This window comes from Actinoplanes sp. L3-i22, from assembly GCF_019704555.1.
In the GTDB taxonomy this organism is placed as follows: Bacteria; Actinomycetota; Actinomycetes; order Mycobacteriales; family Micromonosporaceae; genus Actinoplanes.
The window spans coordinates 10,557,980-10,584,119 of record NZ_AP024745.1 but is presented as its reverse complement, the minus strand read 5'-3'; the positions used below and the strand labels follow the sequence as shown (position 1 = coordinate 10,584,119).

Below are 26,140 nucleotides of genomic sequence, written 5' to 3'. Positions count from 1 at the left end.
TGCCGGTGACGAGAAGCTTCGTCGCAGACGCGTTAAGCGGAGGTGAGGCCAGCGTCCAGGTGGCATGAATCAGGGAGAACCCTGACGTCGGCAAGCCGACAACCTTGGTCGAAACGGACGATCAGTCTTGCCGTACGGAGATAATGTGCAGGCGTGGTCTTCAAGAGGATGCTGCAAGCGCTCGGTGTGGGTGGTCCGTCCGTCGACACCGTGCTGACGAATCCGAACTGCCGTCCGGGCGGGACCCTGGAGGGTCACGTCCACGTGGTCGGTGGCGATCACGCGGTGGATGTGGAGTACGTCGCGGTCGGCCTGATGACCCGGGTCGAGGTGGAGAGCGGCGACAACGAGTACCAGACCAATCAGGAGTTCCACCGCCAGCGGCTGACCGGCTCGTTCCGGCTGGAGCCCGGCGCCCGGCACGACGTGCCGTTCCGCTTCGACGTGCCGTGGCAGACCCCGATCACCGAGGTGTACGGGCAGCATCTGCACGGCATGACGATGGGCCTGGCCACCGAGCTGGAGGTCGCCCGCGCGGTGGACAAGTCCGACCTGGACGCCGTGCAGGTGCATCCGCTGCCGGCGCAGGAGCGCATCCTGGAGGCGCTGCTCCGGCTCGGCTTCCGGTTCCACAAGGCTGACGTGGAGCGGGGCCGGGTCTACGGCGTGGAGCAGGAGCTGCCGTTCTACCAGGAGATCGAGTTCTACCCGCCGGCGCAGTACGCGAGCGGCATCAACCAGCTGGAGCTGACCTTCCTGCCCACGCCCCGCAAGCTGCAGGTGGTGCTGGAGCTGGACAAGCGCGGCGGGCTGTTCACCGAGGGGCACGACGCGTTCGGCAGCTTCGACGTGGACTACGCGACCGTCGACCAGACGGACTGGACCGGGCAGCTGGACAACTGGCTGCGCCAGTCGGCCCGTCGGCGGGGGATCTTCTAGAGCTCCAGCAGGACCGTCCGCGGTCCCACGTTCACACTCTCCACCAGCATGTGCGTCCGGAAGCGACCGGTCTCGACCGTCGCTCCGCGGGCGCGCAGGGCTGCCACGTACGCCGTGACCAGCGGCTCGGCCACCTCGGCCGGGGCCGCCGCGTTCCAGGTCGGCCGGCGGCCCTTGCGCGCGTCGCCGTAGAGCGTGAACTGGCTGACCACCAGCACCGGGGCGTGCTCGTCGGAGGCCGACCGGTCGCCGTCCAGGATGCGCAGCTCCCACGTCTTGCGGGCGAGCTCGGCCGCGGTGGCGGCGGTGTCGTCGTGGGTGACGCCGAGCAGCACCAGCAGCCCGTCGGCGATCTTCCCGACCACCTCGTCGTCGACCGTGACGCTCGCCCGGCTGACCGTCTGCACCAGAGCCCGCATGCCCGTCCATCTCCTCGGCGGTGGAAACCGGGACAGCCTAGAGCATCGAACTAGCCGCATACTCCCTCGCCACCTGCGGCGCGATGCCAAGAATTGGCCTGGGCGGATCTCCGGGAACGCCACCGGACTCAGACGGGAGACCACGCATGCCCCTCACCCGCACCGCGGCCGGGCGGAGCACCGAGCGGGGGCGCCCGGTCCGGTCGTCCGGCACGGCCACCCGGTCCGCCCGGCCGCCGGATCCCGAGGCCGCCCGGCGCCAGGCCCGGTCGGTGGCCAGGCAGCAGCGGGCCGCCGAGCGGATCGCCGCGGCCACCGCCGAGATCTCCGCCCAGAACGCCCAGGCCGCCGAGGCGTCGCGCCGGCTCACCGAGTTGATGCGGCAGCTCGCCGCGGGCGCCGAGGAGGCGTCCGGCGCGACCCGGCCGAGCCTGGCCGCGCTGAACCGGGTCGAGGAGGAGGCCGCCCGGCAGGAGCGGACCACCCGTCGGGTGGCCGAGCTCAGCCAGGCGCTGCAGGTCCGGCTCACCGAGGCGTGGGTGCCGGCCACTGTCGACCAGGCCGAAGCGCGGCGGGCCGGCTCCGTGGTGACCGTCACCGAGTTGGCCAAGCAGGCCGACGAGATCGGCGAGATCGTCCGGACCGTCGCGGACCTCGCCGACCGGACCGACCTGCTGGCGCTGAACGCGGCGGTCGAGGCGGCCCGGGCCCGGCACCACGGCACCGGGTTCGCGGTGGTGGCCGACGAGGTACGGACCCTCGCCGAGACCGGCGAGCGCGGCGCCCGGCAGCTCCGCGACCTGGTCGACGAGGTGCGCCGCGGCGTCACCGGGATCGCCGCCGCGGTGCGGGCCTCCACCGGGACGGCTCGCGACGAGGTGGCGAACGGCGCCGCGATCACCGGTCAGCTGGACGGCGTCCGGGCCGGCCTGGGCACGATCCTGACCGGTGCCGCCGAGATGTCGGCCACCGCGCAGGGCATCCGGCGCGCGGCGGGCCAGGCCGGACAGCGCTCCGCGGAGATCGCCGCGGCCGCCGATCAGCGGTCCGCGGCCGGCGAGCGGTCGTTGCTGACGGCCGGCCGGCAGACCCGGGCGCTGCGCCGGACCGAGCAGACCGCGGAGGAGCTCGCCGAGGCCGCCGAGGTGCTGCGCGACAGCACCGACATCGCCGAGAGCGCGGAGGACGTGGCGGCCACCGCGGAGGAGCTGGCCGCCGCGGTGGAGGAGCTCAATCGCGCGGCGGTGCAGATCGACACCGCGATCGGCGAGATCGGCGTGGGTGCCCGGACGGCCGCCGAGAAGGGCCGGCTGACCGCGGAGACGGTCGGCGAGATCGAGCGGGACGCCCGGCTGTCGGCCGAGCGGGCCGCGGCCGCGGTGGCGCGCGCCGACGGCGTCATCGAGGGGCTGGCCGCGAACCGGGCGACGGCCGACGCGATGATCGAGGCGATCGGCCGGGCCGCCCGGGCGGGCCTCGACAACGTCCGGAAGGTCACCGGGCTGGAGCGGACCGCCCGCCGGATCGACCGGATCGTCGACGCCGTCGCGACCGTCGCGATCCGGACCGGCCTGCTCGCCGTGACCGGCTCGGTCGAGTCGGCCCGGGCCGGCGAGTTCGGCCGGGGCTTCGCGACGGTCTCCACCGACCTCCGCCGCCTGGCGCACGACTCGGCGGAGCACGTCGACCGGATCAAGGACCTGGTCGGGTCGGTGCGGGACCTGATCGCCGAGGTCCGCGGCGACCTCGAGGAGACCAGCCGGCAGGCGCTCGCCGAGGCGGAGGCGGCCCGGGCCGGCACCGCCCGGCTGGCCGGGATCGAGCGGGACATGCGGCAGGTGCGCGACGGCAGCGACGAGGTCCGTGGGTCGGCCGAGGCGATCGCCGCGGTGCTCGGCGAGGCACGGATCGGCCTGGAGCGGGTCGCCGCGTCCGCCGAGGAGGCCGGGCAACTGGCCGGCCAGGCCGCCGGCGCCGCGCGCGAGCAGGCCCTGGGCGCCGAGGAGATGGCGGTCGCGGTCGAGGAGATCGCCGCGCTCGCCGACGAGCTGCGGAACGCGGCCTGAGCATGGACGACCTCGGGTCCGCCGGCTTCGTGACCTTCGACGAGGAGATCTTCGTCGTCTTCCGGCTGGCCGGCGCGGAGTACGCGGTTGACGTCGACGCGGTGCTGGAGATCATCCGGGGGCCGGCGACGCTGACCCGGGTGCCGAGGTCGCCCGCGTTCGTGGCCGGCCTGGTCGACCTGCGCGGCACCGCACTGCCGGTGGTCGACCTGCGGACCCGGCTGGGCCTGGCCCCGGCCGGGCCGGACGAGCGGCAGCGGATCGTGGTGCTGGCCGCCGGCGGGGTCCGGGCCGGGTTCCTGGTCGACTCGGTGGCCGAGGTCGCCCGGGTCGCCCGCGACGCGCTGGGGCCGGCCCCGGAGCTCACCGCGGAGCGGGCGCGCGTCGTCTCCCGGGTGGCGAACCTGCCCGGCCGACGGCGGATGCTGCTGGTCGTCCAGGCCGATCGGCTGCTCACGGCCGCCGACCGGGAACTCGCCGGGGTCTAGCCGGCATGCGCATCCCGATCCGGGCCACAGCGAAGGGGACGGTGGCGTGAACCCGTTGCTCGCCCAGTTTCTCGCCGAGGCCGGCGACCTGCTCGCCGCGGTCGACGCCGGCCTGCTGCGGCTCGCGCGGGACCCCGGCGACCCGGGGCTGGCCGACGAGCCGTTCCGGGCCACGCACACGGTCAAGGGCGCGTCCGGGCTGTTCGACCTCCCGGAGCTGACCCGGCTCACGCACGCCGCCGAGGACCTGCTGGACGCGGTCCGCGGCGGGCGGCTGGCGCTGGACCCCGGGACGGCCGACGACCTGCTGGCCGCGTTCGACCTGATCCGCGGCTGGCTGGCGCACGTCGCCGCGCACGAGCGCCTGCCGGCGACGGCCGGCCGGGACGCCGCCGGGCTGATCTCCCGGCTGCGGTCGCCACTGGGCGGTCCGGCAACCCCCGATCAAGATCAAGAGCGGTTTGCCGTACGGCGGGTGGACCCACCCCCGGACTGGCTCGCCCACCTCGCCCCGGAGTGGCTGGCCACCACCGCGAGCTGGCTCGCCACCACCACGTCCACGCTGCGCTTCGTCCACTACCGGCCGGCCCGGGACTGCTTCTTCCGCGCCGAGGACCCGCTGCACCTGATCCGCCAGGTGCCCGGTCTGGACCGGCTCGCGGTGATCACCCCGGAGCGGTGGCCGCCGCGCGACGAGTACGACGAGCACGCCTGCCTGCTCGCCTTCGTCGTCGCCACCCGGGCCTCGCTCGGCGAGCTGCGCCACCTGTTCCGCTACGTCCCGGACGAGGTCAGCGTCGTCGAACTGGACGCCGCCGCGCTCAACCACCACCTGGCGGTCACCTCACCCACCGGCGCCCCGGACGTCCCGCTCGACCTGACCGGCACCGCCCCGGACGAACCGGCCGCCAGCCCGCCGGCCGTCACCCCGACCGAGGCCGAGGAACCCGGTGGCCCGGCCGGCGCCCGGGTGGTCACGGTCGCCCAGGAGCAGGTGGACCGGCTGCTGGACCTGGCCGGCGAACTGACCGTGGCCACGAACGGCCTCACCTTCCTGGCCGCGGCCGCCGAGGAGGAGGCCGGCAGCCGGGCGCTGAGCCGCCGGATCCGGGACCAGCACGCGGGCCTGCACCGGATCGCCGAGGAGCTGCGAGCGGCCGTGCTGGACCTCCGGACGCTGCCGCTCGCGGTCGCCTTCGGCCGCCTCCCGCGGCTGGTCCAGGACCTGGGGCGGCGGCTGGGCAAGCCCGTCGAGCTGGTCACCGAGGGCGACGACACGACGGCCGACCGGGACGTCGTCGAGGCGCTCGGCGAACCGCTGACCCGCCTGGTCCGCAACAGCCTCGATCACGGGATCGAGACCGCCGCGGAACGGGCCGCCGCCGGCAAGCCGGGCACCGCCCGGCTGACCCTCGCGGCGGTCGCCGACGGAGACGCGGTGCTGGTCGAGGTCTCCGACGACGGACGGGGCGTGGATCCCGCACGGGCCCGGCAAACGGCGTACGCCCAGGGTCTGATCGCCGAAGCGGAGCTGGCGGCGATGAGCGACAGCGAGGCGGCAGATCTGATCTTCCGCCCGGGATTCTCCACCGCCGGGCTGGACGCGGTGCGGACCGGCGTGGCGAAGCTCGGCGGCACCGTGACCGTCCACTCCGAGCCGGGGCACGGCAGCACGTTCCGGCTGCGGCTGCCGCGGTCCGTGGCGATCACCCGGGTGATCGTGGTCAGCGTGGCCGGGCAACGGTTCGGCGTCCCGGTCGACCTGGTGGTGGAGACGGTCCGGGTGCCGGCCGCCGAGCTCGGCCGGGTGCTGCACCAGGACGTGGTGACGCTGCGCGGCGCGGCGGTGCCGGTGATCGACCTGGCCCGCGCCCTGGAACTGCCCTGGTCACCGCCGGCCGGCCAGGATCGCGCGGTGCTCGTGGTCACCGTGCACGGGCAGCGGGCCGGCCTGCTCGTCGAGCGGTTCCACCGCGAGGTCGACGTGCTGCTCAAGCCGATGGCCGGCCTGCTCGCCTACGCCGACGAGTTCGCCGGCACCGCCCTGCTCGGCGACGGCCGGGTGCTGCTGGTGCTGAACCTGACGGAGGTGCTCGGCCTTGCCGCTCGAACTGCATGACGAGAACGCGAGCCTGATCGGGGTGGTCACGGTCGACGAGGTGGAGCAGCTCGTCGGCTGGCTGCGCGCGAGCCGCCGCCCCCGGGTCAGCCTGCGCCGCTGCGGCCATCTGCACACCGCCGCGCTCCAGGCCCTGCTGCGTTTCCGGCCGAAGATCTCCGCGGCGCCGAAGGACGCCTTCCTGGCGGCGCAGGTGCTTCCGCTGCTGGAGGCCGGCGGCGGGGACGACAGCCGGCCGGGGGCCGAACCGCGATGACCACCGGATCGGTCGGTGATGCCCAGTTCCAGGACACCGGCCGTCAGATGTTGGACCATGTGGCGGACGCGGTCGCCGACCTCTGCGATCAGTCCGGGGCCAGGCCGGCGCCGCGGAGGTCCGGGTCTGAGCGATCACCCACGAAACGCGGACCGGCACGGACGAGCACGCCGCCAACGAACCGTTGATCGAACTGTTCCGAGCAGGGGAAGAGGGCTTCACGATGGCTCGCATGGAGGACTACGGCCAGGAGGTGCCGACCGAGGAGGACGCGGTCAAGGCCTTCGCTGACCTGGTCGGTCCGAAGATGGCCGAGGGGCTGTGGGGCCTCGCCGTGCAGTCGCTCGGGCTGGAACGGCCGGTCACCAGCCCCGCCGACCTGCGCCGGGTGGCCGAGCACGTGATGGAGGTGGGCGAGCTGAGCCGGGTGGCCGGCCGGTCGCTGAAGGTGCGGCTGATCACGTACGAGGCGCTGGCCCGGACGGCCCAGTCATGAAGGCACCCCCGCTGCGCGACCGGGAGCGGCTCCGCGAGGTGGCCCGGCTCGGCCTGGACCGGGAGGAGAACCGGGACTACCTCGGCGACGTGGTCAAGTCGGTGGCCAACCGGCTCGGCACGCCGTTCGCCCTGGCCGACGCGCTGCTCGACGACGCCCAGGTGTTCCTGGCCGGGTGCGGCCCGGTGCCGGAGTGGATCACCGAGGCGAACGGCATCCCGATCGAGTGGGCGTTCTGCACCTCGCTGCTGGCCGAGCGCTCGGCGCGGACCGTCGGCGACTTCACCACCGACCCCGAGCACCACGCCAACCCGCTGGTCACGGTGGAGGGGGTGCGGTCGTACATCGGCGCGCCGCTGATCTCCTCGACCGGCTTCGTGCTCGGCGGCCTGTGCGCCCTGGACCTGCGCCGCCGCAGCTTCAATGATCTCGACCTGGAATACCTCACCGAGATGGCCGGCGAAACGGTCCGCCGCATCGAGGAACGCGCCGACCCGGGATGAGTTTCTCCCGGCCCGCTCCTATGCGCCCTCGGCCCAGAACCGGCTCAGCCGGCCGGCGGCCTCGTCCCTGGTCATCGCGGCCACCTCGGCCTCGGTGAGGCCGACGCGGTGGATCAGCAGGTGGACGAGCTCGAGGGGGAGTGACTCCGCCGGGGTTTCCGGGATGCCGCGATCCGGTCTGACGCCGTCCTGGACACAGTCCCAGAACTCGGCGGCCTTGACGTCGAGCTGATCCCGCAGGATGTGGGCCCAGATGCGTGACCCGTAGGTGGTCCGATCGACGGGGTGGGAGACCCGGGTGCGCAAGACGCGGCCATCGCGGAGGTGCAGCTCGTAGGTGCGGTGGTGGGTGCCGGTTCGTCCACGGGCGTCGCGGACGCGATCCCAGCCCTCGACGGTGCAGAACTTCTCGTGCAACTGACGGGTCGGCTGAGGCCAGGTCATCGCCCGGTCCCGACCAGCCAGTCGCCCAGTTGAGCGTCGTCACTGAGGCAGATCAGCTGGACCAGCCCCCAGTTCGCGGCATGGTTCGGCGCGTCGAGCAGGTGATCCTGCCAGTCCTCGGCGTATTCGCGGAGGGCGAGGACCATTTCATCGAGAGCCTCGTCGACGGTCGTGCCGTCGGCGGCCACGGGCAGGCCGGGAATGAAGACCGACCACCCGCCGTCCTCGGCCACGATCTCGGCCCGCGCGGGGGTCACGGCCGCGAGGAAATACCGCAGCCGCTCCTGATCGACGAAGGCCGTCCGCCGCGAATCCCGCCGGACCGTCGCCACGCGCCCCCGCTCGGCCGCGTCCAGCAGAGCCTTCAGATGAGTCCGGGCCTCTGTGTAGCTTTCGTAGTGAACCGCCGACATCACACCATCCCCTCCACCGCAAGCCTGCCGTGCCACCCCAAGTACGTCAAGTACTTGACGTACGCCCGATCCATGACTCCCGCGTGGTGGAAGATGGGCGACATGACGTTCTCCCTGCCCATCCCGGCCGAGGCCAACGCGCTGCTGGACCGGGATCCCCTGGCCGTCCTGCTCGGCCTGGTCCTGGACCAGCAGATCACCATGGAGAAGGCGTTCACCTCGCCGCTCGTGCTGACCCAGCGGCTGGGTCACCAGCCGACCGTGACCGAGCTCGCCGACTTCGACCCGGACGCGCTGCTCGAGCTGTTCGCGACCCCGCCCGCGCTGCACCGCTTCCCGAAGGCGATGGCCGGCCGGGTGCAGGAGGTCTGCCGGGTGCTCGCCGATCAGTACCAGGGCGACGTCGCGGCCCTCTGGCGGGACGCGCCGACCGGCGCCGAGCTGTACCGGCGGATCTTCGCGCTGCCCGGCTTCGGCAAGCAGAAGGCGCAGATCTTCGTCGCGCTGCTCGGCAAGCAGCTCGCGGTCCGGCCGGCCGGCTGGCGCGAGGCCGCGGGCGGCTACGGCGACGAGGGTGCCTACCGCTCGGTCGCCGACATCGTCGACGACGAGTCCCTGACCAAGGTCCGGGAGTACAAGCGGGCGGCGAAAGCCGAGGCCAAAGCGGCAAAGGGATAGGCCGAGTGGCCATTGCGCCCGGCCCGGTGCGAGGATGGCGGGGTCGGACGGAGACCCCTGTGAAGAAGCAGCCCTCGGTGGTCATCACGAATGCCGCCCGGAGCCCCAGCGATCAGCTGCGGAGCCGGGAGGTCCGCTACATCACGATGATGAGCGCCCGGGTCGCCTGCCTGATCATCGGCGGCGTGCTGGTCAGCCTCAAGGTTCCCCTGCTGCCGATCTGGCTCACCCTCTGCGTGACCGGCATGGTCCTGCTGCCCTGGATGGCCGTGCTGATCGCCAACGACCGCGCGCCCAAGACGAAGGCCGAGCGCCTCGCCGACGTGGCGGCCCGCCAGCGCCACCAGCGCGCGCTCACCGAGCCGTCGGCCGAGGCGCCGCCGGAGCCGGTCACCATCGACTCCGACGTGGTCCAGCCCGACAAAACCCTTTAAATCATTTCTTGCCTCGGCTGCGGCCAATAACTGATCGTCGCTCCCGCGGGGACCCTTCCGGGCCTCGCAAGGGCGCGGGGCGCCCAGAACGCGAGACCCGAAAGGGCGACGTCCGAGGGTGGTCGCGGTTTAAAAGGACCCCCGCGACCCGGCTGCCGGGTCAGGGCCCAGCCGCGTGTCGCGGTCCAGGCCGACGGGCCGGGGCGGGCGGGCGCCGACGTGCTGGACGGCCGCGGCTCCCAGGGCGGCGCCGGAGGTCAGCGCGTCCGGCGGGGCGGCCCCGGCGAGCCAGGCGGCCAGCAGACCCGCGGCGAACGCGTCACCCGCGCCGGTCGGGTCCTTGACCGGCACCGGCACGCCCGGCACCGACCACGACGAGCCGTCCCGGGACGCCCACACCGCGCCACCGGCACCCCGCTTCACCACCGCGTGCTGAACGAACTCGGTCAGCCGGGACGCCTGGGCAACGGCGTCACCGGGCCCGGCCAGGACCGTGGCCTCGTCCGCGTTGCAGAGGAGCAGGTCCACCCCACGTACCCAAGCAAGGAAAAGCTCGGCCCCGGCGTCGCGCAACGGAGCAGCGGAGGCCGCGTCGACGCTCACCGTGATTCCCTGATCTTTCGCGGCCGTGAGGGCCGCCAGGCCCGCCGGCCGGGACCCGGCGTGCAGCAGCGGATACCCGGAGAGATGCAGGTGGCCGCCGGGCGCCGCGGCCCGGATCGCCGCGGTCACGTGCTCCGGATCGAGCAGCAGGCACGCGCCCCGATCGGTGATCATGGTGCGTTCGTCGGCGCCGGTCAGCACCACCACGCTCCCGGTCACCGCCCCGGCCCGGACCTGGATCGCGTCCCCGACCCCGGCCGTGACCAGCTCGGCGACCCGGTCCCGGCCGGCCTGGTCGGCCCCGACCGCGGCTACCAGGGTGGTCGCCCGACCGGCCCGGGCCAGCCAGGCGGCCGTGTTGGCCGCCTGACCGCCGCCGCTCACCCGGATCGCGGCGGCGGTGTCCGAACCGGCCCGGATCGGCCCGTCGTGCTCGACCAGCACGTCGGTGACCAGGTCACCGACGACGATCACGGTCCCCATGGCTCAGGCCGGCACGGAGAAGCCCAGCGGCGCGGCCGTCCCGGCGTTCTCCGCCGCGGCGATCCGCGCGGCCAGGGCGGCGTTGCGCAGGATGATCCGCACGTTGGTGGCCAGGCTCTGCCCGTCGGTGCTGGCGTGGAAGTGCGCCAGCAGGAACGGGGTGACCGCCTTGCCGGTGACGCCCTCCTCGGCCAGCGCCGCCAGCCCGGACGCCAGAGTCCGGTCGTGCAGCGCCGGGTCCAGCTGCTCGTCGAGCGGCAGCGGGTTGGCCAGCACCAGCGCGCCGCTGGTGACGTCCTGGTCGCGGCGGGCCCGGATGAAGTCGGCCACCTCCCGCGGCGAGTCCAGCTGCCAGTCGACGTCGAAACCGCCGTCGGTGATGAAGAAGCCGGGGAAGCGCTTCGTGCCGTACCCGGCCACCGAGACGCCCAGGGTCTCCAGCCGCTCCAGGGTCGCGCCCACGTCGAGGATCGACTTGACCCCGGCGCAGACCACCACGATCGGGGTCCGGGCCAGCGCGGTCAGGTCGGCGGACTCGTCGAACGTGAGGTTCGCCTCGCGGTGCACCCCGCCCAGGCCACCGGTGGCGAACACGCCGATCCCGGCCGCGGCGGCGACCGCGCTGGTGGCGGCGACCGTGGTGGCGCCGTCGACGCCCCGGGCGGCGGCGATCGCCAGGTCCCGCACCGAGAGCTTGGCCACGTCGCCGGCGAGCGCCAGGTGCTCGATCTGCGCGTCGTCCAGGCCGGCGATCAGCCGGCCGCCGATCATGCCGATGGTCGCCGGGACGGCGCCGTTGTCCCGGACGGTCTGCTCGATCTCGCGCGCCACCCGCAGATTGTCCGGATGCGGCAGGCCGTGCGAGATGATGGTGCTCTCCAAGGCCACGACGGGCCGGCCGTCCCGGCGGGCACGGGTCACGTGCTCGCCGTACTGAATAGCGAAGTCAGTCACGTTGACCAACGGTACGGTGCCGACCAGCGCGGTTGCCGTTGGACCGACCCGGCGTGAGGTGTCAGACTTGTCGGTCGGAGCTTGCTCCGTGACTAAACGATCTCGTGAAGGGCAGATACCCGTGAGCACCCAGATCCTGGAGCGTCCGGAGACCAAGGACGCCGACACCGGTCCCGAGATGTTCCACTACGTGCGCAAGGAAAAGATCGCCGAGAGCGCGGTCATGGGCAGCTTCGTGGTGGCCCTCTGCGGTGAGACCTTCCCGGTGACCAAGACCCCGAAGAAGGGCTCGCCGGTCTGCCCGCAGTGCAAGGAGATCTACGAAGCCATGAAGGCCTGACCGGAGCGTGGCGGGCGGATACGGACTGCTCGTCGCGGATCTGATCGGGGTGGCGGTGTTCGCCGCCTCCGGCGCCTCGGCCGGCGTCGCGAAGCGCCTCGACCTGTTCGGGGTGGCGTTCGTCGGCTTCGCGTCGGCTCTCGGCGGTGGCATCCTGCGCGACCTGACGATCGGTGCCGTCCCACCGCTGGCCTTCGCCGACTGGCGATACGCGGTGACCGCGGTGCTGGCCTCGGTCGCGGTCTTCTGGCTGCACCCGAGACTGAACCGGTGCGGCGGACGGTTCTCGTCCTGGACGCGGCCGGCCTCGGCCTGTTCACCGCGACCGGCACGGCGAAGGCGCTGGCCGCCGGGGTGCCCGCGGTCGGAGCGTGCCTGCTCGGCATGCTCACCGCGATCGGCGGCGGCCTGACCCGGGATCTGCTCACCGGGGAGATCCCGATCGTGCTCCAACGCGACATCTACGCGATCGTCGCCCTCGGCGGGGCGATTCTCGTCACCATTCTTCAGCGGCTCGGCCACACCGGCCTGATTCCGCTGGTCGGCGCTGCGGCATTGATGACCGGGGTGCGCCTGCTCGCGCTCTACCGTCGATGGTCGGCGCCCGTGGCGGTGCCGTAACCGGCGAATCGCACCTCGCCGCGGCTATGCTGGGGCCTCGCCTCCGCGACCTGTGCCGCGGGGGTTTTTCCATGGATTGAAGGGATCACCGGAGCTTGAGCCCGTCTGTGCCGAATCTGGAGACCTTCCCGCCCCTGCGGGCATGGCAGCGCAAGGCGATGGTGGAGTACCTGCGCCGCCGGTCCGAGGACTTCATGGCCGTGGCGACGCCCGGCGCCGGCAAGACCACGTTCGCCCTGCGCCTCGCGGCGGAGATGCTGAACGACGGCACGATCGACGCGGTCACCGTGGTCTGCCCGACCGAGCACCTGAAGACGCAGTGGTCGCACGCGGCGGCCCGGGTCGGCATCCAGCTCGACCCGAAGTTCCGCAACGCCGAGATCCACTCGTCGAGCGACTTCCACGGCGCGGTGGTCACCTACGCCCAGGTCGGCATGGCCCCGCAGGTGCACAAGCGGCGCACGATCACCCGCCGTACCCTGGTCATCCTGGACGAGATCCACCACGCCGGCGACTCGCGGAGCTGGGGCGACGGGGTCAAGGACGCGTTCGAGCCGGCCGAGCGGCGGCTGCTGCTCACCGGGACCCCGTTCCGCTCCGACGAGAACCCGATCCCGTTCGTCCAGTACGAGCGCGGCATGGACGGGATCCAGCGGTCCAAGGCCGACTCGGTGTACGGCTACGCCGACGCGCTCAAGGACCGGGTCGTGCGGCCGGTCATGTTCATGGCGTACTCGGGGGAGACCCGCTGGCGTACGAACGCCGGCGACGAACTGGCCGCCCGCCTCGGCGAGCCGATGACCAAGGATCTGATCGCGCAGGCCTGGCGGACCGCGCTGGACCACCGCGGCGAGTGGATGCCCCAGGTGATGGGCGCCGCCCACAACCGGCTCCTACGGGTCCGTGAGGGCATGCCGGACGCCGGTGGCCTGGTCATCGCGAGCGACCAGACCGCCGCCCGGGCGTACGCGAAGCTCCTGCACGACCTGACCGGCGAGGCCCCGACCGTGGTCCTCTCCGACGACGACGGCGCCTCCGGCCGGATCGCCGAGTTCGCCGCCTCCGACAAGCTCTGGATGGTCGCCGTCCGGATGGTGTCCGAGGGCGTCGACATCCCGCGCCTGGCCGTCGGCGTCTACGCCACGAGCGCCTCCACCCCGCTCTACTTCGCCCAGGCGATCGGCCGTTTCGTGCGGTCCCGGCAGCCCGGCGAGACCGCCACCGTCTTCCTGCCCAGCGTCCCGCACCTGCTCGGGCTGGCCAGCGAGATGGAGGCGGAACGCAACCACGTGCTCGGCGCGCCCAAGGAGAAGGACGGGCTGGACGACGAGATGCTGGAGCGGGCGCAGAAGTCCGAGGACGCGATCGGCGACCTGGAGAAGCAGTTCGAGGCGCTGTCCGCGACCGCCGAGCTGCAGGAAGTCATCTACGACGGCGCGTCGTTCGGCCTGCCGGCCCGGACCGGCACCGCCGAGGAGGCCGACTACCTCGGCCTGCCCGGGCTGCTCACCCCGGACGAGGTCTCGATGCTGCTGAACAAGCGGCAGACCGAGCAGATGGCCTCGCAGAAGCGGCAGACCCAGGAGGCGGCGAAGAACGCGCCGGAGCCGCCGCCGCGCGAGCCGGTCGTGCCGATGAGCGCGGGGGAGCGCCGGGCCACCCTGCGCCGCCAGCTGAACACCCTGGTCGCGGCGCACCACCACCGGACCAACCTGCCGCACGGGAAGATCCACGCCGAGCTGCGTCGGCTCTGCGGCGGGCCGCCCAGCGCCCAGGCCACGATCGAGCAGCTCGAGGAGCGGATCGCGACGATCCAGACGCTGTAGATCCCTCGTCTGGGTCTTTCGGCGGTCGATAGGCCCCCTGGGGAGGTGCCGATGCGGGAGATCACACAGCAGGCGGTACGTCTGCTGGAGCGGGCGCAGACCGGCGACGCGGCCGGCGCGCTGGCCGAGGCCGAGACCGTCCTGCGGGCCGGCACCGGCGACCCGGCCGACGGGCCCGCCTGCATGCACTTCGTCCGGGTCGTCGCGCACATCGCGCAGTCCGACCCGCGCGGCGCGATCGCCGCCGTCGAGCCGATGCTGACCGCCGCGCGACGCGAGGACAGCGGCGGCTGGCAGGCGTGCGCCCTGGCCAGCCGGGCCTGGCAGCGGCTGCGGCTCGGCGAGCTGGACGCCGCCGAGCACGACCTGGACGGCGTACTGCACGACCTGGTCGCCGCGGAGATGCTCGCCGAGGGCGAGGCGGACCCGGTGGCCGCCGTCAACTCCCGCATCGCGGTCGCCATCGGCTACTACGAACTGCGACTGTACGAACTGGTGGAGCCGCAGTTCCGGCGTGCCTACGAGATGAGCGCCGCGGACGGCGAGCAGAACGGCAACCGCGCGATGTGGCTGCTCAACCTCGCCGAGATGCACCTGCGCTGGGCGCTCGAGCTCTACCAGATCCAGCGGATCACCGAGGCGGAGGCGCACACCGCCGAGGCCGAGCGGTACGCCACCCAGGCCGCCGGCGAGGTCTCCGGCGACGACGCGGCCGTCTGGCGCGACAACGCCCTGCTCTACGCCGCGTGCGCCCGCGCCGACCGGTACGACCCGGCCGGTGCCGCCGTCGACATCGAACGCGTCATCGGCCGGCTGCGGCAGAGCGGCTTCGCCCCGGACGCGCTCGCCCTCAGCCGCCCGTTCTACGCGGTCGCCCTGAAACGCTCCGGGCAGCCCGAGGCCGCCCTGGCCGTCCTCGCGCAGGCCGTGACGGAACTGCCGCCGGACGCCGACTGGCTGGTGTCCGCGAGCACCCACCGGACCCGGGCGGTGCTCCTGGCCCACCTCGGCTCGGAGGACGCCGGGTCGACCCTCGCCTACGGGGACAGCCTGGCCGTCGCGCTCTGGCGGCAGCGCCTCAACACCCTGCACGCCGCCCGGACCATGCACGACCTGGCCGTGCTGCGGACCCAGCACGAGCAGGTCGCCCGCGCCGCCGACCTGGACCCGCTGACCGGCATCGCCAACCGGCGCGCCTTCGACCGCGCGACCGGCCTGGCCGCCACCCGCCCCGGCCCGGTCGCGGTCCTGCTGATCGACACCGACAAGTTCAAGGTGATCAACGACACCCGCGGCCACGCGGCCGGCGACGCGGCCCTCCGCGCGATCGCGGCGGCGCTGGCCGCCCAGGTGGCCCCCGGCGACCTGGTGGCCCGGCTGGGCGGCGACGAGTTCGCGGCGCTGCTGTCCGACCCGGAGACGGCCGTGTCGGTGGCCTCCCGCATGGTCCTGGCCGTCCGCGAGATCCCCGACTGCATAGCCACGGTGAGCGTGGGAATAGCCCTCGGCTCCTCCACCGACCTGCCCACCCTGCTGACCCGGGCCGACGAGGCCATGTACCGCATCAAACGCCACGGCGGCGACGGCGCCGAGCTGGACACCCCCCACTCCACCACCCAAGCCGCCTGACCCACCAGCCCCACCACAGCCACCGCCCCGCCCCGGCTCGCCCCGCCCCGTTGCCGGCACAGCTCACCCCGCCCCACTCGCGGTCTGGCCGGGCTCGCGGTCTGGCCGGGCTCGCGGTCTGGCCGGGCTCGCGGTCTGGCCGGGCTCGCGGTCTGGCCGGGCTCGCGGTCTGGTCCGGCTCGCGGTCTGGCCGGGCTCGCGGTCTGCCGGGCTCGCGGCTCGCCTGGCATGGCCTGGCATGGCCCAGGCTCGGCATTGTCCTGACGGATCCTGGCTCTCCGGCCGGCTGGCAGGGCCCACCCACCCTGGGGGAGCCACCACTGACCATTCTCCCAAAAAGTCCGAAGATCACGTGGCCGCCCTGTGGATAACCGCCCGCTGTGGATAACCACGAATGCGTGCCGGCCACGCCCTAAGCTCGGGGCAGACCCAGGCATGGCAGCCGCCGGTCGGGCCGTGTAGCGCTGGTCGAGTCGTGCGGTGCTGGCGCGGTGTGGCGCTGGCTGGGCGGTGTGGCGCTGGTCGGGCCGTGCGGTGCTCTCGGGGCTGGCGGGGTGGTGCGGTGCTGGCGGGCGGCGCTGTGTGGCGCTGCTAGGACCGTGAGGCGCGGCTGGGACGCGACCCGGCACCCGGGTCGCGTGGGTCCTTTGAAACCGCAACCACCCGCGGACGTCGCCCTGTAGGGCCTCGCGTTCTGGGCGCGCCAGCGCCCTGCGAGGCCCGGAAGGGTCCCCGCGGGAGCGACGATCAGTTATTGGCCGCAGCCGAGGCAATAAAGATCTTTAAGAGCACACGCTGAAGGGGCGCCTCGCGGGAGGCGCCCCTGGGGTCAAGCGTTTTCAGTTTTGGGGGACCGCTGTTGCTGTTAGTTGCTGGAGTTCGACATCATGTTCGCGCCGCGCCAGGTGAATTCCGGATCGGCGGAGAACTGCACCGCGATCTTCACCAGGTCCTCGGCGTAACGGTTGGCGTGGTGGCCGCAGAAAACGAGGTCACCACCACCAGCCAGGGTCAAACGGAGCTTCCCTGCTGCATTGCAGCGGTCGCACCGTTCATCGGCTGCTGTGCCGGCCAGGCTTCCCGCTGGCGGCGTGAGAGTCGGGGTCATCGCCTTCCTCCTCTGTTCGTCACCGATGAACATGTTCCTCGGCTACTGCTAACACATGGTGCAACACGCTGCACCCTTGCGGCCTTCCCGAAGTGCCCCGGGGGGACCGAGGTCACACCCGGTTCCGACTAGTGTGCCGTGATCCCAGGGTGCCACGTCAACGATCACTTCTGCACAACGGTCTGATCACCACCCGTTGATGTACGGGTGGTGACCAAATGGACACGTAATGTTGACTGAAAGTCCTAGTCGAGGTAGTCGCGCAGAACCTGCGACCGTGACGGGTGCCGGAGCTTCGACATCGTCTTGGACTCGATCTGACGGATCCGCTCGCGGGTCACGCCGTACACCTGGCCGATCTCGTCCAGGGTGCGCGGCTGCCCGTCGGTCAGGCCGAACCGCAGCCGGACCACGCCCGCCTCCCGCTCGGAGAGCGTCTGCAGGACCTGCTGGAGCTGGTCCTGCAGCAGCGAGAAGGAGACCGCGTCGACCGCGACGACCGCCTCGGAGTCCTCGATGAAGTCACCGAGCTGGCTGTCGCCCTCGTCGCCGATGGTCTGGTCCAGCGAGATGGGCTCACGCGCGTACTGCTGGATCTCCAGCACCTTCTCCGGCGTGATGTCCATTTCCTTGGCGAGCTCTTCCGGGGTGGGCTCGCGGCCCAGGTCCTGGAGCAGCTCACGCTGGATGCGGCCGAGCTTGTTGATGACCTCGACCATGTGCACCGGGATGCGGATGGTGCGGGCCTGGTCGGCCATCGCGCGGGTGATGGCCTGGCGGATCCACCACGTCGCGTAGGTCGAGAACTTGTAGCCCTTGGTGTAGTCGAACTTCTCGACCGCGCGGATCAGGCCGAGGTTGCCCTCCTGGATCAGGTCCAGGAACGCCATGCCACGACCGGTGTACCGCTTGGCCAGCGAGACCACGAGCCGCAGGTTCGCCTCGAGCAGGTGATTCTTCGCCCGCTCGCCGTCCCGGTTGATCCACTTGAGGTCGCGCTCGAAGTTGCGTTCGAGCGCCTCCTCGCCCTCCTCGGCGGCGCGCAGCCGCTCGGCGGCGTAGAGACCGGCCTCGATCCGCTTGGCGAGCTCGACCTCCTGCTCCGCGTTGAGCAGCGGAACCTTGCCGATCTGCTTGAGGTAGGCGCGGACCGAGTCGGCCGAGGCGGTCAGCTCGGCGTCCCGGCGGGCCTGCTTGAGGGCCTCGGACTCCTCGTCGTCCCACTCGAAGTCGCCGTCGGTGGCCGAGCTGGCGGCGTCGGCCGCGGCGGCCGCGACCACCGCTGCCGGCTCCTCGACCACCACGTCCTCGATGGCGGCGGCGAGTTCCTCGGGGTCGATCTCCTCGCCCTCGGGACCCTCCTCGCCGGGCTTGGCGGCCTTGGCCGGGGAGGCCTTGGCGGTGGCGGCCTTCTTGGCGGGGACGGCCTTGGCGGCGGCCGCGGTGGCCTTGCGCACCGGCGCGGGCTTGTCCCCGGCCGGGGCGGCCTGTTTCGGAGCGGACGTCGTCTTCTTCACCGGGGCGGCCTTGGCGGTGGTCGCCTTCGACGCGGGGGTGGCGGAGCGGGCTGCCGCCACCTTGGTACGCCGGGTGCTGACCGAGCCGTCGACGACGACGGTGATGCCGGCGTCCACCAGCCCGCGCAGGATCTTCTTGGCCTGTGCGGGATTGACTGCGGCGGACTCCAGCGTGTGCGCTACCTGAGCCGATGTGAGCTGCCCGCCAGCACCCTGAGCATGGGTGATCAAGGCCTCGGTGAGAGAGCGAACGTCGGCACCGTTCTGGTGGGCTTCTGTCACGAATGACCTTCCGGAGGCGATGAGTTTGGGCACGGCCATGTTCCAGCGCAGCACGCGGGGGCGAGTCTCGCCGGAGTCGATTTGGGAGCCCCCGGGTCACGGACCGTCCCGCAGTGAGTGTCCGTGAAGCGTGGGCAGGGGTGAATTGTAGCGCCGTCCACCGAGATCCTCCCCCCGCAGCACGCCGCCGGGGGCCGACGACCTCGTCGGAGACGCTCCGGGCGAGAATCGTATCGGCGGAAAGGACTCATACGTGAGCGAGATTTCTCCGGGCTCGTCGCCCGAGGAGCTGCTGTCGATCGCCGTCCGGGTGGCGCGGGAGGCGGCTGCCACCGCGCGCCGCATGCGGGCTGAGGCGATCGGCGACGTGCAGACCAAGAGTACCGACACCGACGTGGTGACCGCGGCCGACAAGGCCGTCGAGCGGCAGGTGGTCGAGACGCTGCGGGACGAGCGGCCCGGCGACACGGTGCTCGGTGAGGAGTACGGCGGCTCCGCGAGCGCCGCGCCGGGCGCGGTCCGGTGGATCCTGGATCCGATCGACGGCACCGTCAACTACCTGTACGGCCTGCCGCAGTACGCGGTCTCGCTGGCCGCCGAGGTCGACGGCGAGGTGGTGGCCGGCGTGGTCCGCAACGCGGCGACCGGCGACGAGTGGACCGCGACCCGGGGCGGCGGCGCCTGGCGGGACGGGCGGCGGCTGAGCTGCTCCACGGAGGCCGTGCTGGGCCAGGCGCTGGTCGGCACCGGGTTCGGCTACGACGCCCGCCGGCGGGCCCATCAGGGCCGTGTCTTCGCCCAGATGATCACCCGTGTGCGGGACATCCGGCGCCTCGGCGCGGCGTCCCTCGACCTCTGCCTGGCCGCGGAGGGCAAACTGGACGCGTTCTTCGAGAAAGGTCTCAACCCGTGGGATCATGCGGCCGGTGGGCTGATCGCGGCCGAGGCCGGGATGGTCGTGTCCGGCCTGAACGGCGTCCCGGCCGGTCCGGAGATGGTGCTGCTGGCCCCGCCGGCGCTCTTCCCGGCCCTGCACGCGTTGTTGGTGGAGGTGGACGCCGCGGGCGGCCCGTGACGCGCACGGACCGCCGGCGGGGCTCAGTCGTCCTCGGCCTTCTTGGTGACCGGCTTGACGCAGGCGCCCGGCGGCAGGGTCGGCTCGCCGATCTCGACCAGCGACTGGTTGACCTCGGTGGTGGTCGCGAGGGACTGGAACTTGCTTCCGATCACGATCTCGACGACCGCGCCCTTACGCTTGGCGTTGTAGACCAGGTCGGACTGGGCGAGGAAGTACGCCTGGACGAGCTGGGCCTTGCCGACCGCATCCGGGCCGAAGCGGATCTCCGCCACGCCCTTGTACTTCGTCTTGCTCTTGCCGGGGGTCTGCACGGTGAACCGGCGGTTCTTGAACTCGGTGGACACACTGTCCGCCAGGCCGGCCTGCGCGGTGCCGTTGAGAACCTTCAGGGTCACCTCGGCCGGGTCGTCCGGCAGTCGCACGTCGGCGAGAGGGGCGCCGTCGGGACAGTTGGCTCCGCTGGCGATGTCCGCCTGCTTGTCGCGCACCAGCGCGACGATGACGAAGACAATTGCGGCCACGGCGAGCACGCCGACGACGACGAGCGCTCGGACGCGCGCAAAGCTCATGGGGTTGGCTCCAGGATCAGGCGACAGGTCCCGGTGAGGTCGCCGGGCCTGTCGAGAGGTTAACGTCTAGCCGCCAGGCTCGCGGAAACAGGGAATGCTTCCGGCGTGCCGACGATGATCCAGAGGCTGGTACCCCTACTTTGATGTCGCCTCAGTCACATCGGGAACAATGTGCCGCCAGTGGGCGTACAAGTCTGCCGCAACAGAGGTAAGGTTCCGCGCTCGCCAGGCCCCGTACCCGGTGTTCGAGCGAGTGTCAGAAATCGTCTGGCGGAACCGGGAACCGAAACCATGCCATTGGCGTTACTAACGCCAAGTGACACATCGATACAGGAGAGTGAAGACCGATGGCCACCGACTACGACGCCCCGCGTCGCGATGAGGTCGACCTCGGCGAGGACAGCCTCGAGGAGCTGAAGTCCCGTCGTGCTGACTCCCAGTCCGGCTCGGTGGACGTGGACGAGGTCGAGGTGGCGGAGAGCTTCGAGCTGCCCGGCGCCGACCTCGCCGACGAGGAACTGACCGTCAAGGTGCTGCCGATGCAGACCGACGAGTTCCGCTGCTCGCGCTGTTTCCTCGTGCACCACCGCAGCCAGCTGGCGACCGAGCGGAACGGGGAGCTGATCTGCCGCGAGTGCGCCTGACAGGCGTGCTCGCGAGCAGTTCGCTGCCACCCGGCGTCCACCGCCGGGACACCACACCGAATTGACACGGGGTTTGACCCTGATGCGGGACCGGGCACAGTACCGGTGACGACGACGGGGAGGACGACGATGAGTCAACCGGACCGCGTGAACGACTCCGAGGCCACCACCGGCGCCGACCCGCTGGAGACCCCGGAGGAGTCCCGCGCCGACGAGGACCTGGGCCGCACCGTCGCGGCCCTCACCGCCGACGACCTGGAACCGTCCGGTCGGCGGCGCCTGCTCGGGCGGCTGGTCGGTGACGTGCGCCGACGTGGCGTGGGACAGCTGTTCAAGCCGAGGGCTGCTCTGCGCTGGATGGCCGACGTGGTCGCCGACGTGGCGCCGCATGTCCCGGTGCGCAGCGGGGAGACGCTGCGCCGGCATTTCCCGGGCATGGACGACGACGCCATCGCGGATCGTCTGATCCGCAACGCCTCCCGGGCGACGGCCGGTGTGGGCGCGGCCGGCGGCGGTGTCGCCGCCGTCGAGTGGGCCGCGGCGCCCACCCTGCTCTCCGCCCCGGTGCTGCTCTCCGCCGAGACGATCGCGGTCGTCGCGATCGAGCTGAAGCTGATCGGCGAGCTGCACGAGGTGTACGGCGCGCCGGTCCCCGGGAGCGGCACCGAGCGCGCGCTCGCCCTGATCCAGTCCTGGGCCGGACAACGCGGGGTCAACCCGCTGGTGCCCGGGACGGGGGTGGCCAGTGTGCTGGGCACGGCCGCCCGCGGGGAGCTGCAGAAGAGTCTGCTGCGCCGGTTCGGGCGCAACCTGACATCGATGGGCCCGATGCTGACCGGGGCCGCGGTCGCTGGCTATCTGAACCGGCGGGCCACCCGCGCGGTCGGCGATCGAGTGCGGGACGACCTGCGCAAACGGGCGCTCAAGAAGCCTGAGCGGCGCGCTCTCGACGGCTGATCGCGAGCAGTGCGGTGGCCAGCTCGACCGGCCGGCGGGTGCTGACGATCCAGTACGGCGTCGGATCGTCCGGGTCGTCGAGGAGGACCTGCACGGCGGTGCCGATCCACGGGCGCTGGACGACGAAGGCGTACGGATGCGCGCCGACGCCCAGCGCCTCACGCTTGCCGGCCTGGTCCAGGGCGACCACGTCGGCGATCACCCGGGCGGGCAGTCGCGCGTCGTCGACCAGGAATTCATCATCCTGTACGGCGACACGCAGCCGGCCGAGCGGGAAGATGAGCACCAGTGCGAGCGGCAGCAGGATCGCGTAGGGCAGCCAGCCCGGCAGGTCGGGCACCCCGAGGCTCAGCTCGGTGGCCAGGACGGCGCCGGTCAGCAGGCTCGCGGGCCACGCCCACCACGGCAGGCCGAGGCGCTCCTGATGGGTCTCCGCGGTGCGGGCCGGGGGCTGGGGTGTCACCCTCGAAGGGTACGGCGTGCCTCCGTTGCGCGGCGCGGCAGGATGGCAGGGTAGGCACCGACCGAGGCCGTACCAGTGTGAGGAAAGCATCCTTGACCGACGTAGTCATCCAGGTCCGCCGGATCGACCCGGATCTCCCTCTGCCGGCCTACGCGCACCCCGGTGACGCGGGCGCCGACCTGGTCGCCGCGGAGGACGCGGAGATCGCGCCGGGATCCTGGGTCAAGGTCCGGACCGGCATCGCGATCGCTCTCCCGGAGGGCTTCGTCGGGCTGGTTCATCCACGTTCCGGACTTGCCGCCCGACTGGGCGTGACGGTGCTCAACGCGCCCGGTACGGTCGACGCCGGTTACCGTGGCGAGATTCTCGTCAACCTGATCAATCACGACCGGGCACAGACCGTGAAGATCTCCCGTGGCGACCGGATCGCCCAACTCGTCGTCCAGCGGGTGGAGCGGGCGGTGTTCCACGCGGTGGACACCCTCGACGACACCACACGGGGCACGGGCGGGCACGGTTCGACCGGCGGCCACCAGGCCCTCTGAGCTCGAGAAATTGAAGATTAGGAAAGGCTGGCAGTGATGTTCTCCCGTAAGCGCGGTGCCGCCAAGCACGTACGCGCGGCCGACGCGCCGCCCTCGAAGGCGCTCGCCCAGAGCCTGGCGTCGGACGGGGACGCCCCGGCGCCCGAGTTCGGCCCGTGGGACGCCGAGCACGCCCCCGGTGACGTGCAGCGTCTCGACCTGGGCAGCCTGCTGATCCCGGCGATCGAGGGGGTCGAGGTGCGGGTGCAGGCCAACCCGGAGGGCGGCGTCGAGCAGGTCGTCCTGGTGGACGGCGAGAGCGCCCTGCAGCTCGGGGTGTTCGCCGCGCCGAAGACCGAGGGCATCTGGGCCGAGGTGCGCGAGGAGATCTCCTCCGCGATGATCGCCGACGGCGTCGAGGCCCGCGAGGTGACCGGGCGGTACGGCATCGAGCTGGTCGCCCGGGTGACCACCCCGGACGGCCCGGCCGACGTCCGGTTCGTCGGCGTCGACGGCCCGCGCTGGATGGTCCGGGCGCTGTTCCAGGGTGCCGCGGCCGCCGACCCGGCCCGCGAGGGCGTGCTCGGCGTGGCGCTGGAGGGCCTGGTCGTGGTCCGGGACAACGAGCCCCGCCCGGTTCGTGAGCCGCTGCCGCTGCGACTGCCGGCCGAGATGGCCGAGCAGAACCCCGCGCAGCAGGTTTGAGACCGGAGCGGGTTACCGTGAAGTCATGACCACCGAGGAGCGCACCGGCCTGCGCCGGTTCCTGGATCGGTTGACCGCGACCGACTCCGAGCTTGACGCTCAGGAGCTGCAACGGGACGCGGCCAAATGCGGAGCCATGCCCGCCGGCCAGTGCCGGCGGGGTCAGGTCGTTTCGGTGTCCGGGCGACTGCGCACCGTGGCGTACACTCCACGGACCAACCTGCCGACCCTGGAGGCCGACCTCTGGGACGGCAGCGACGTGGTCACGCTGGTCTTCCTGGGCCGCCGGTCGATCGCCGGCATCGAGCCCGGGCGCCAGCTCACCGCGCGTGGCCGGATCGCGATCCGCGACGACCGCAAGGTCATCTACAACCCGTTCTACGAGCTGGAGGCGCCGCGGTGACACCCGGCAACGAGCCGCGCCACGTGGCGCACGAAAGCGTCGAGGAGCGGCTCGCCGAGGACATCGTCGAGGAGCTCGATCTGCATCCGGTCGAGCCGGAGCCCGCGGAGGAAGAGCTCCCGCCGCTCAGCGAGCAGATCGCCGAGCAGCTCGGCGGCGTGCGCGGCCTGATCGAGTCGAGCGTCCCGGTGCTCGCCTTCGTGCTGTTCAACGTGCTGCTCGGCGAGTCGGTGGCCGGCCTGGACAAGCGCACCGCGCTGCTCTGGGCGATCATCGGCTCGGTCGGCTCGGCGGTCGCCATCGGCGGTGTCCGGCTGGCTCGCAAGCAGCCGGTCCGGCACGCGGTGAACGGGCTGTTCGGCATCGCCCTGGGGGCGTACTTCGCCTGGAAGAGCGGCGACGCGAAGAACTTCTACCTGCCCGGCATCCTGCTCACCTTCGGCCAGGCGGCGGCGCTGCTGGTGTCGGTGGTGGTCCGCAAGCCGCTGATCGGGTACGCGTGGGGCATCATGGCCAACAAGGGCCGGCAGGACTGGTTCGGCAACGCCCGGCTGTTCCGTACGTTCCAGTGGCTCACCCTGGTCTGGGTGGTCTCCCTGATGATCCGCGCCGGCATCCAGTTCTACCTGTGGAGCCTCGGCGAGGCGAACGCGCTGGGCATCGTCCGGATCCTGATCAGCTGGCCGATCTACGCCGCGACGTTCGCCTTCACCGCCTGGGCCATCCACCGGGTGACCTCGACGCCGAAGGCCGAGGAGGCGGTCGCCTAGTCGGCGGCCTTCTCGCCCAGCACCACGGCGCGGATCTGGTCCTCCACCTCGGTGGTGCAGACGAAGATCAGCTCGTCGCCGGCCTCCAGCGTGTCGTCCGGCGTCGGCACCACCACGCGCTTGCCGCGCAGGATGGCGACCAGCGCCGCGTCCCGCGGCATCGGCACCGCCCGGATCGGCTTGCCCTCGTAGGGCGCGTTCCGCGGCAGGGTGATCTCCACCAGGTTGGCCTCACCCTGCCGGAAGGTCATCAGCCGGACCAGGTCGCCGACCGTCACCGCCTCCTCGACCAGGGCGGCCATCAGACGCGGCTTGCTGACCGCCACGTCGACGCCCCACTGCTCGTTGAAGAGCCACTCGTTCTCCGCCCGGTTCACCCGGGCCACCACCCGGGCGACCGCGAACTCGGTCTTGGCCAGCAGCGAGACCACCAGGTTGGCCTTGTCGTCGCCGGTCGCGGCGACCACCACGTCGCAGGACGCGACGTCGGCCTCCTCCAGGCTGCTCAGCTCGCAGGCGTCGGCGAGGATCCACTGCGCCTGGGGCACCCGCTCCGGGCAGAGCTGGCGCGGCTGCTTCTCGATCAGCATCACCTCGTGACCGTTGCCGATCAGCTCCTGGGCGATCGAGCGGCCGACGTTGCCGGCTCCCGCGATGGCGATCCGCATGTCAGTGCCCCTCGTTCCCGGCGCGCCCGGCGATGTCCAGAACCCGGTTCACGGTCTCGTCGGTGACCAGCATGAAGACCTGGTCGCCGTCCTGCAGCACGGTGGACGGCTGGGCGAGCGCGCCCATCCCGAACCGGGCCACGTAGGCCACCCGGGCGCCGGTCCCCTCCTCCAGGGACTTGACCGTGCGGCCCACCCAGTCGGCGTGCAGCGGCGCCTCGACGATGCTGACCACGCTGGTCGGGTCGCGGAACACCTCGTTGTGGCCCTCGGGCACGAGGTAGCGGAACATCCGGTCGGCGGCCCAGCGGATGGTGGCCACGGTGGGGATGCCGAGACGTTCGTACACCTGGGCGCGCTTGGCGTCGTAGATCCGGGCGACCACGCGGGAGACGCCGAACGTCTCGCGGGCCAGCCGGGCCGAGATGATGTTGGAGTTGTCGCCGCTGGAGACCGCGGCGAAGGCGTCCGCCCGTTCGATGCCGGCGGACTGCAGCACGCCCCGGTCGAAGCCGATCCCGTTCACCGTGATGCCGCCGAAATCCGGGCCCAGGCGCCGGAAGGCGTCCGCGTTCTGATCGATCACGGCCACGTGATGGCCGCGCGCGTCGAGGCTGTGCGCCAGCGTGGAGCCGAGCCGGCCGCACCCCATGATCACCACGTGCACGCTTGGTGCCCTCCCGAATCGCCCGCCGTCCCCGATGAGCCTGCCATGCCGCTCTGTGGTCCGGTGTCCGGGGC

The 26,140-nt window shown here is 72.2% G+C and carries 30 protein-coding genes and 1 pseudogene; 20 read left to right on the top strand and 11 right to left on the bottom strand.

From position 1 onward, the window contains the following. The first annotated feature begins 153 nt into the window (after window positions 1-153). Window positions 154-939 (top strand): sporulation protein, encoded by a 786-nt coding sequence (locus L3i22_RS46850; protein ID WP_221323858.1) that lies wholly within the window; start codon window positions 154-156, stop codon window positions 937-939. Here the strand turns inward: L3i22_RS46850 and dtd are convergent. Further along, entirely contained in the window at window positions 936-1,358 is a 423-nt protein-coding gene (gene dtd / locus L3i22_RS46845) for a D-aminoacyl-tRNA deacylase (protein WP_221323857.1), read from the bottom strand. The genes L3i22_RS46850 and dtd overlap by 4 nt on opposite strands. Window positions 1,359-1,504: 146 nt before the next feature. Here dtd and L3i22_RS46840 point away from each other — a divergent pair, with 146 nt between their 5' ends. The 6 genes from L3i22_RS46840 (at window position 1,505) to L3i22_RS46815 (ending at window position 7,286) form a co-directional block, all read left to right on the top strand. Further along, window positions 1,505-3,424 carry a methyl-accepting chemotaxis protein gene (locus L3i22_RS46840; RefSeq protein ID WP_221323856.1) on the top strand — a complete coding sequence of 640 codons (1,920 nt, stop codon included), beginning with the start codon at window positions 1,505-1,507 and terminating at the stop codon, window positions 3,422-3,424. Between the two features lie 2 nt (window positions 3,425-3,426). Further along, the gene (locus L3i22_RS46835) at window positions 3,427-3,912 is read left to right on the top strand and encodes a chemotaxis protein CheW (protein ID WP_221323855.1); all 486 of its coding nucleotides are present in this window, start codon (window positions 3,427-3,429) and stop codon (window positions 3,910-3,912) included. A gap of 46 nt (window positions 3,913-3,958) precedes the next feature. Continuing rightward, complete coding sequence (locus L3i22_RS46830) at window positions 3,959-6,031, top strand: chemotaxis protein CheA (RefSeq protein ID WP_221323854.1); 2,073 nt, start codon at window positions 3,959-3,961, stop codon at window positions 6,029-6,031. Continuing rightward, window positions 6,012-6,287: a hypothetical protein gene (locus L3i22_RS46825; RefSeq protein ID WP_221323853.1), complete on the top strand. Its 276-nt coding sequence runs from the start codon at window positions 6,012-6,014 to the stop codon at window positions 6,285-6,287. Before L3i22_RS46830 ends, L3i22_RS46825 begins: the two co-directional genes overlap by 20 nt. 232 nt (window positions 6,288-6,519) lie before the next feature. Continuing rightward, window positions 6,520-6,783: a hypothetical protein gene (locus tag L3i22_RS46820; RefSeq protein ID WP_255657679.1), complete on the top strand. Its 264-nt coding sequence runs from the start codon at window positions 6,520-6,522 to the stop codon at window positions 6,781-6,783. Continuing rightward, entirely contained in the window at window positions 6,780-7,286 is a 507-nt protein-coding gene (locus L3i22_RS46815; RefSeq protein ID WP_221323851.1) for a GAF domain-containing protein, read from the top strand. Before L3i22_RS46820 ends, L3i22_RS46815 begins: the two co-directional genes overlap by 4 nt. 18 nt (window positions 7,287-7,304) lie before the next feature. On the opposite strand, the gene L3i22_RS46810 is transcribed toward L3i22_RS46815, so the two are convergent. Beyond that, on the bottom strand, window positions 7,305-7,730 hold the full coding sequence (locus L3i22_RS46810; protein ID WP_221323850.1) for a hypothetical protein: 426 nt from the start codon (window positions 7,728-7,730) through the stop codon (window positions 7,305-7,307). Then, a complete protein-coding gene (locus L3i22_RS46805; RefSeq protein ID WP_221323849.1) occupies window positions 7,727-8,179 on the bottom strand; it encodes a type II toxin-antitoxin system HicB family antitoxin in 453 nt (150 codons plus the stop codon). The genes L3i22_RS46810 and L3i22_RS46805 overlap by 4 nt, the downstream gene beginning before the upstream one ends. Window positions 8,180-8,236: 57 nt before the next feature. On the opposite strand from L3i22_RS46805, the gene L3i22_RS46800 reads away from it, so the two are divergent. Together L3i22_RS46800 and L3i22_RS46795 are read left to right on the top strand one after the other, a co-directional pair. After that, the gene (locus L3i22_RS46800) at window positions 8,237-8,821 is read left to right on the top strand and encodes an HhH-GPD-type base excision DNA repair protein (RefSeq protein WP_221330491.1); all 585 of its coding nucleotides are present in this window, start codon (window positions 8,237-8,239) and stop codon (window positions 8,819-8,821) included. A gap of 59 nt (window positions 8,822-8,880) precedes the next feature. After that, on the top strand, window positions 8,881-9,255 hold the full coding sequence (locus tag L3i22_RS46795) for a DUF3099 domain-containing protein (RefSeq protein WP_221323848.1): 375 nt from the start codon (window positions 8,881-8,883) through the stop codon (window positions 9,253-9,255). Between the two features lie 129 nt (window positions 9,256-9,384). Here L3i22_RS46795 and L3i22_RS46790 read toward each other — a convergent pair whose 3' ends face one another. Next, entirely contained in the window at window positions 9,385-10,341 is a 957-nt protein-coding gene (locus L3i22_RS46790; RefSeq protein ID WP_221323847.1) for a carbohydrate kinase family protein, read from the bottom strand. A 3-nt stretch (window positions 10,342-10,344) separates the two neighbouring features. Continuing rightward, entirely contained in the window at window positions 10,345-11,295 is a 951-nt protein-coding gene (locus L3i22_RS46785; protein ID WP_221323846.1) for a pseudouridine-5'-phosphate glycosidase, read from the bottom strand. A 115-nt stretch (window positions 11,296-11,410) separates the two neighbouring features. On the opposite strand from L3i22_RS46785, the gene L3i22_RS46780 reads away from it, so the two are divergent. The 4 genes and pseudogenes from L3i22_RS46780 to L3i22_RS46765 all read left to right on the top strand — a co-directional run bounded on the left by L3i22_RS46780 (window position 11,411) and on the right by L3i22_RS46765 (window position 15,711). Next, window positions 11,411-11,635, top strand: a complete 225-nt coding sequence (locus L3i22_RS46780; protein WP_203745276.1) for a DUF3039 domain-containing protein — start codon at window positions 11,411-11,413, stop codon at window positions 11,633-11,635. A 7-nt stretch (window positions 11,636-11,642) separates the two neighbouring features. After that, window positions 11,643-12,256: pseudogene (locus L3i22_RS46775) on the top strand (trimeric intracellular cation channel family protein). Between the two features lie 95 nt (window positions 12,257-12,351). Beyond that, window positions 12,352-14,082, top strand: a complete 1,731-nt coding sequence (locus L3i22_RS46770) for a DEAD/DEAH box helicase (RefSeq protein ID WP_221323845.1) — start codon at window positions 12,352-12,354, stop codon at window positions 14,080-14,082. 51 nt (window positions 14,083-14,133) lie between these two features. After that, the gene (locus L3i22_RS46765; protein WP_221323844.1) at window positions 14,134-15,711 is read left to right on the top strand and encodes a GGDEF domain-containing protein; all 1,578 of its coding nucleotides are present in this window, start codon (window positions 14,134-14,136) and stop codon (window positions 15,709-15,711) included. A gap of 865 nt (window positions 15,712-16,576) precedes the next feature. On the opposite strand, the gene L3i22_RS46760 is transcribed toward L3i22_RS46765, so the two are convergent. Both L3i22_RS46760 and L3i22_RS46755 read right to left on the bottom strand, forming a co-directional pair. Further along, the gene (locus tag L3i22_RS46760) at window positions 16,577-16,819 is read right to left on the bottom strand and encodes a hypothetical protein (RefSeq protein WP_014694059.1); all 243 of its coding nucleotides are present in this window, start codon (window positions 16,817-16,819) and stop codon (window positions 16,577-16,579) included. A 245-nt stretch (window positions 16,820-17,064) separates the two neighbouring features. Further along, on the bottom strand, window positions 17,065-18,618 hold the full coding sequence (locus L3i22_RS46755) for an RNA polymerase sigma factor (protein WP_221323843.1): 1,554 nt from the start codon (window positions 18,616-18,618) through the stop codon (window positions 17,065-17,067). A 253-nt stretch (window positions 18,619-18,871) separates the two neighbouring features. Between L3i22_RS46755 and L3i22_RS46750 the strand changes: the two genes are divergently transcribed. Beyond that, window positions 18,872-19,693, top strand: coding sequence for an inositol monophosphatase family protein (locus L3i22_RS46750; protein ID WP_221323842.1), 822 nt, complete (start codon window positions 18,872-18,874; stop codon window positions 19,691-19,693). A gap of 23 nt (window positions 19,694-19,716) precedes the next feature. On the opposite strand, the gene L3i22_RS46745 is transcribed toward L3i22_RS46750, so the two are convergent. Continuing rightward, window positions 19,717-20,265 carry a LytR C-terminal domain-containing protein gene (locus L3i22_RS46745; protein ID WP_221323841.1) on the bottom strand — a complete coding sequence of 183 codons (549 nt, stop codon included), beginning with the start codon at window positions 20,263-20,265 and terminating at the stop codon, window positions 19,717-19,719. A gap of 347 nt (window positions 20,266-20,612) precedes the next feature. Here L3i22_RS46745 and L3i22_RS46740 point away from each other — a divergent pair, with 347 nt between their 5' ends. Then, the gene (locus L3i22_RS46740) at window positions 20,613-20,909 is read left to right on the top strand and encodes a DUF4193 domain-containing protein (protein ID WP_067689470.1); all 297 of its coding nucleotides are present in this window, start codon (window positions 20,613-20,615) and stop codon (window positions 20,907-20,909) included. Window positions 20,910-21,038: 129 nt separating this feature from the next. After that, a complete protein-coding gene (locus L3i22_RS46735; protein ID WP_255657678.1) occupies window positions 21,039-21,866 on the top strand; it encodes a hypothetical protein in 828 nt (275 codons plus the stop codon). Here L3i22_RS46735 and L3i22_RS46730 read toward each other — a convergent pair. Further along, window positions 21,832-22,329, bottom strand: coding sequence for a DUF3093 domain-containing protein (locus tag L3i22_RS46730; protein WP_255657677.1), 498 nt, complete (start codon window positions 22,327-22,329; stop codon window positions 21,832-21,834). The genes L3i22_RS46735 and L3i22_RS46730 overlap by 35 nt on opposite strands. Before the next feature lie 92 nt (window positions 22,330-22,421). Here L3i22_RS46730 and dut point away from each other — a divergent pair, with 92 nt between their 5' ends. The 4 genes from dut to L3i22_RS46710 are packed head-to-tail and all read left to right on the top strand — an operon-like array spanning window position 22,422 to window position 24,731. Beyond that, a complete protein-coding gene (gene dut / locus L3i22_RS46725) occupies window positions 22,422-22,874 on the top strand; it encodes a dUTP diphosphatase (RefSeq protein ID WP_221323839.1) in 453 nt (150 codons plus the stop codon). A gap of 36 nt (window positions 22,875-22,910) precedes the next feature. Beyond that, complete coding sequence (locus tag L3i22_RS46720) at window positions 22,911-23,558, top strand: DUF3710 domain-containing protein (RefSeq protein ID WP_221323838.1); 648 nt, start codon at window positions 22,911-22,913, stop codon at window positions 23,556-23,558. A 25-nt stretch (window positions 23,559-23,583) separates the two neighbouring features. Then, a complete protein-coding gene (locus L3i22_RS46715) occupies window positions 23,584-23,961 on the top strand; it encodes an OB-fold nucleic acid binding domain-containing protein (protein WP_221323837.1) in 378 nt (125 codons plus the stop codon). After that, entirely contained in the window at window positions 23,958-24,731 is a 774-nt protein-coding gene (locus L3i22_RS46710; RefSeq protein WP_221323836.1) for a DUF3159 domain-containing protein, read from the top strand. Before L3i22_RS46715 ends, L3i22_RS46710 begins: the two co-directional genes overlap by 4 nt. Here the strand turns inward: L3i22_RS46710 and L3i22_RS46705 are convergent. Together L3i22_RS46705 and L3i22_RS46700 are read right to left on the bottom strand one after the other, a co-directional pair. Then, a complete protein-coding gene (locus tag L3i22_RS46705; RefSeq protein WP_221323835.1) occupies window positions 24,728-25,399 on the bottom strand; it encodes a TrkA family potassium uptake protein in 672 nt (223 codons plus the stop codon). The two genes, L3i22_RS46710 and L3i22_RS46705, sit on opposite strands and share 4 nt — an antisense overlap. A 1-nt stretch (window position 25,400) precedes the next feature. Continuing rightward, window positions 25,401-26,066, bottom strand: coding sequence for a TrkA family potassium uptake protein (locus tag L3i22_RS46700; protein WP_221323834.1), 666 nt, complete (start codon window positions 26,064-26,066; stop codon window positions 25,401-25,403). Window positions 26,067-26,140: the final 74 nt, after the last annotated feature.

Excerpts from the sequence above, each read along its gene's own strand:
- L3i22_RS46705 (WP_221323835.1), bottom strand. The coding sequence starts at position 25,399 with ATGCGGATCGCCATCGCGGGAGCCGGCAACGTCGGCCGCTCGATCGCC.
- L3i22_RS46835 (WP_221323855.1), top strand. The coding sequence starts at position 3,427 with ATGGACGACCTCGGGTCCGCCGGCTTCGTGACCTTCGACGAGGAGATC.
- L3i22_RS46820 (WP_255657679.1), top strand. The coding sequence starts at position 6,520 with ATGGAGGACTACGGCCAGGAGGTGCCGACCGAGGAGGACGCGGTCAAG.
- L3i22_RS46735 (WP_255657678.1), top strand. The coding sequence starts at position 21,039 with ATGAGTCAACCGGACCGCGTGAACGACTCCGAGGCCACCACCGGCGCC.
- L3i22_RS46815 (WP_221323851.1), top strand. The coding sequence starts at position 6,780 with ATGAAGGCACCCCCGCTGCGCGACCGGGAGCGGCTCCGCGAGGTGGCC.
- L3i22_RS46745 (WP_221323841.1), bottom strand. The coding sequence starts at position 20,265 with ATGAGCTTTGCGCGCGTCCGAGCGCTCGTCGTCGTCGGCGTGCTCGCC.
- L3i22_RS46790 (WP_221323847.1), bottom strand. The coding sequence starts at position 10,341 with ATGGGGACCGTGATCGTCGTCGGTGACCTGGTCACCGACGTGCTGGTC.
- L3i22_RS46760 (WP_014694059.1), bottom strand. The coding sequence starts at position 16,819 with ATGACCCCGACTCTCACGCCGCCAGCGGGAAGCCTGGCCGGCACAGCA.
- L3i22_RS46720 (WP_221323838.1), top strand. The coding sequence starts at position 22,911 with ATGTTCTCCCGTAAGCGCGGTGCCGCCAAGCACGTACGCGCGGCCGAC.
- L3i22_RS46715 (WP_221323837.1), top strand. The coding sequence starts at position 23,584 with ATGACCACCGAGGAGCGCACCGGCCTGCGCCGGTTCCTGGATCGGTTG.
- dtd (WP_221323857.1), bottom strand. The coding sequence starts at position 1,358 with ATGCGGGCTCTGGTGCAGACGGTCAGCCGGGCGAGCGTCACGGTCGAC.
- L3i22_RS46765 (WP_221323844.1), top strand. The coding sequence starts at position 14,134 with ATGCGGGAGATCACACAGCAGGCGGTACGTCTGCTGGAGCGGGCGCAG.
- L3i22_RS46800 (WP_221330491.1), top strand. The coding sequence starts at position 8,237 with ATGGGCGACATGACGTTCTCCCTGCCCATCCCGGCCGAGGCCAACGCG.
- L3i22_RS46840 (WP_221323856.1), top strand. The coding sequence starts at position 1,505 with ATGCCCCTCACCCGCACCGCGGCCGGGCGGAGCACCGAGCGGGGGCGC.
- L3i22_RS46740 (WP_067689470.1), top strand. The coding sequence starts at position 20,613 with ATGGCCACCGACTACGACGCCCCGCGTCGCGATGAGGTCGACCTCGGC.
- L3i22_RS46810 (WP_221323850.1), bottom strand. The coding sequence starts at position 7,730 with ATGACCTGGCCTCAGCCGACCCGTCAGTTGCACGAGAAGTTCTGCACC.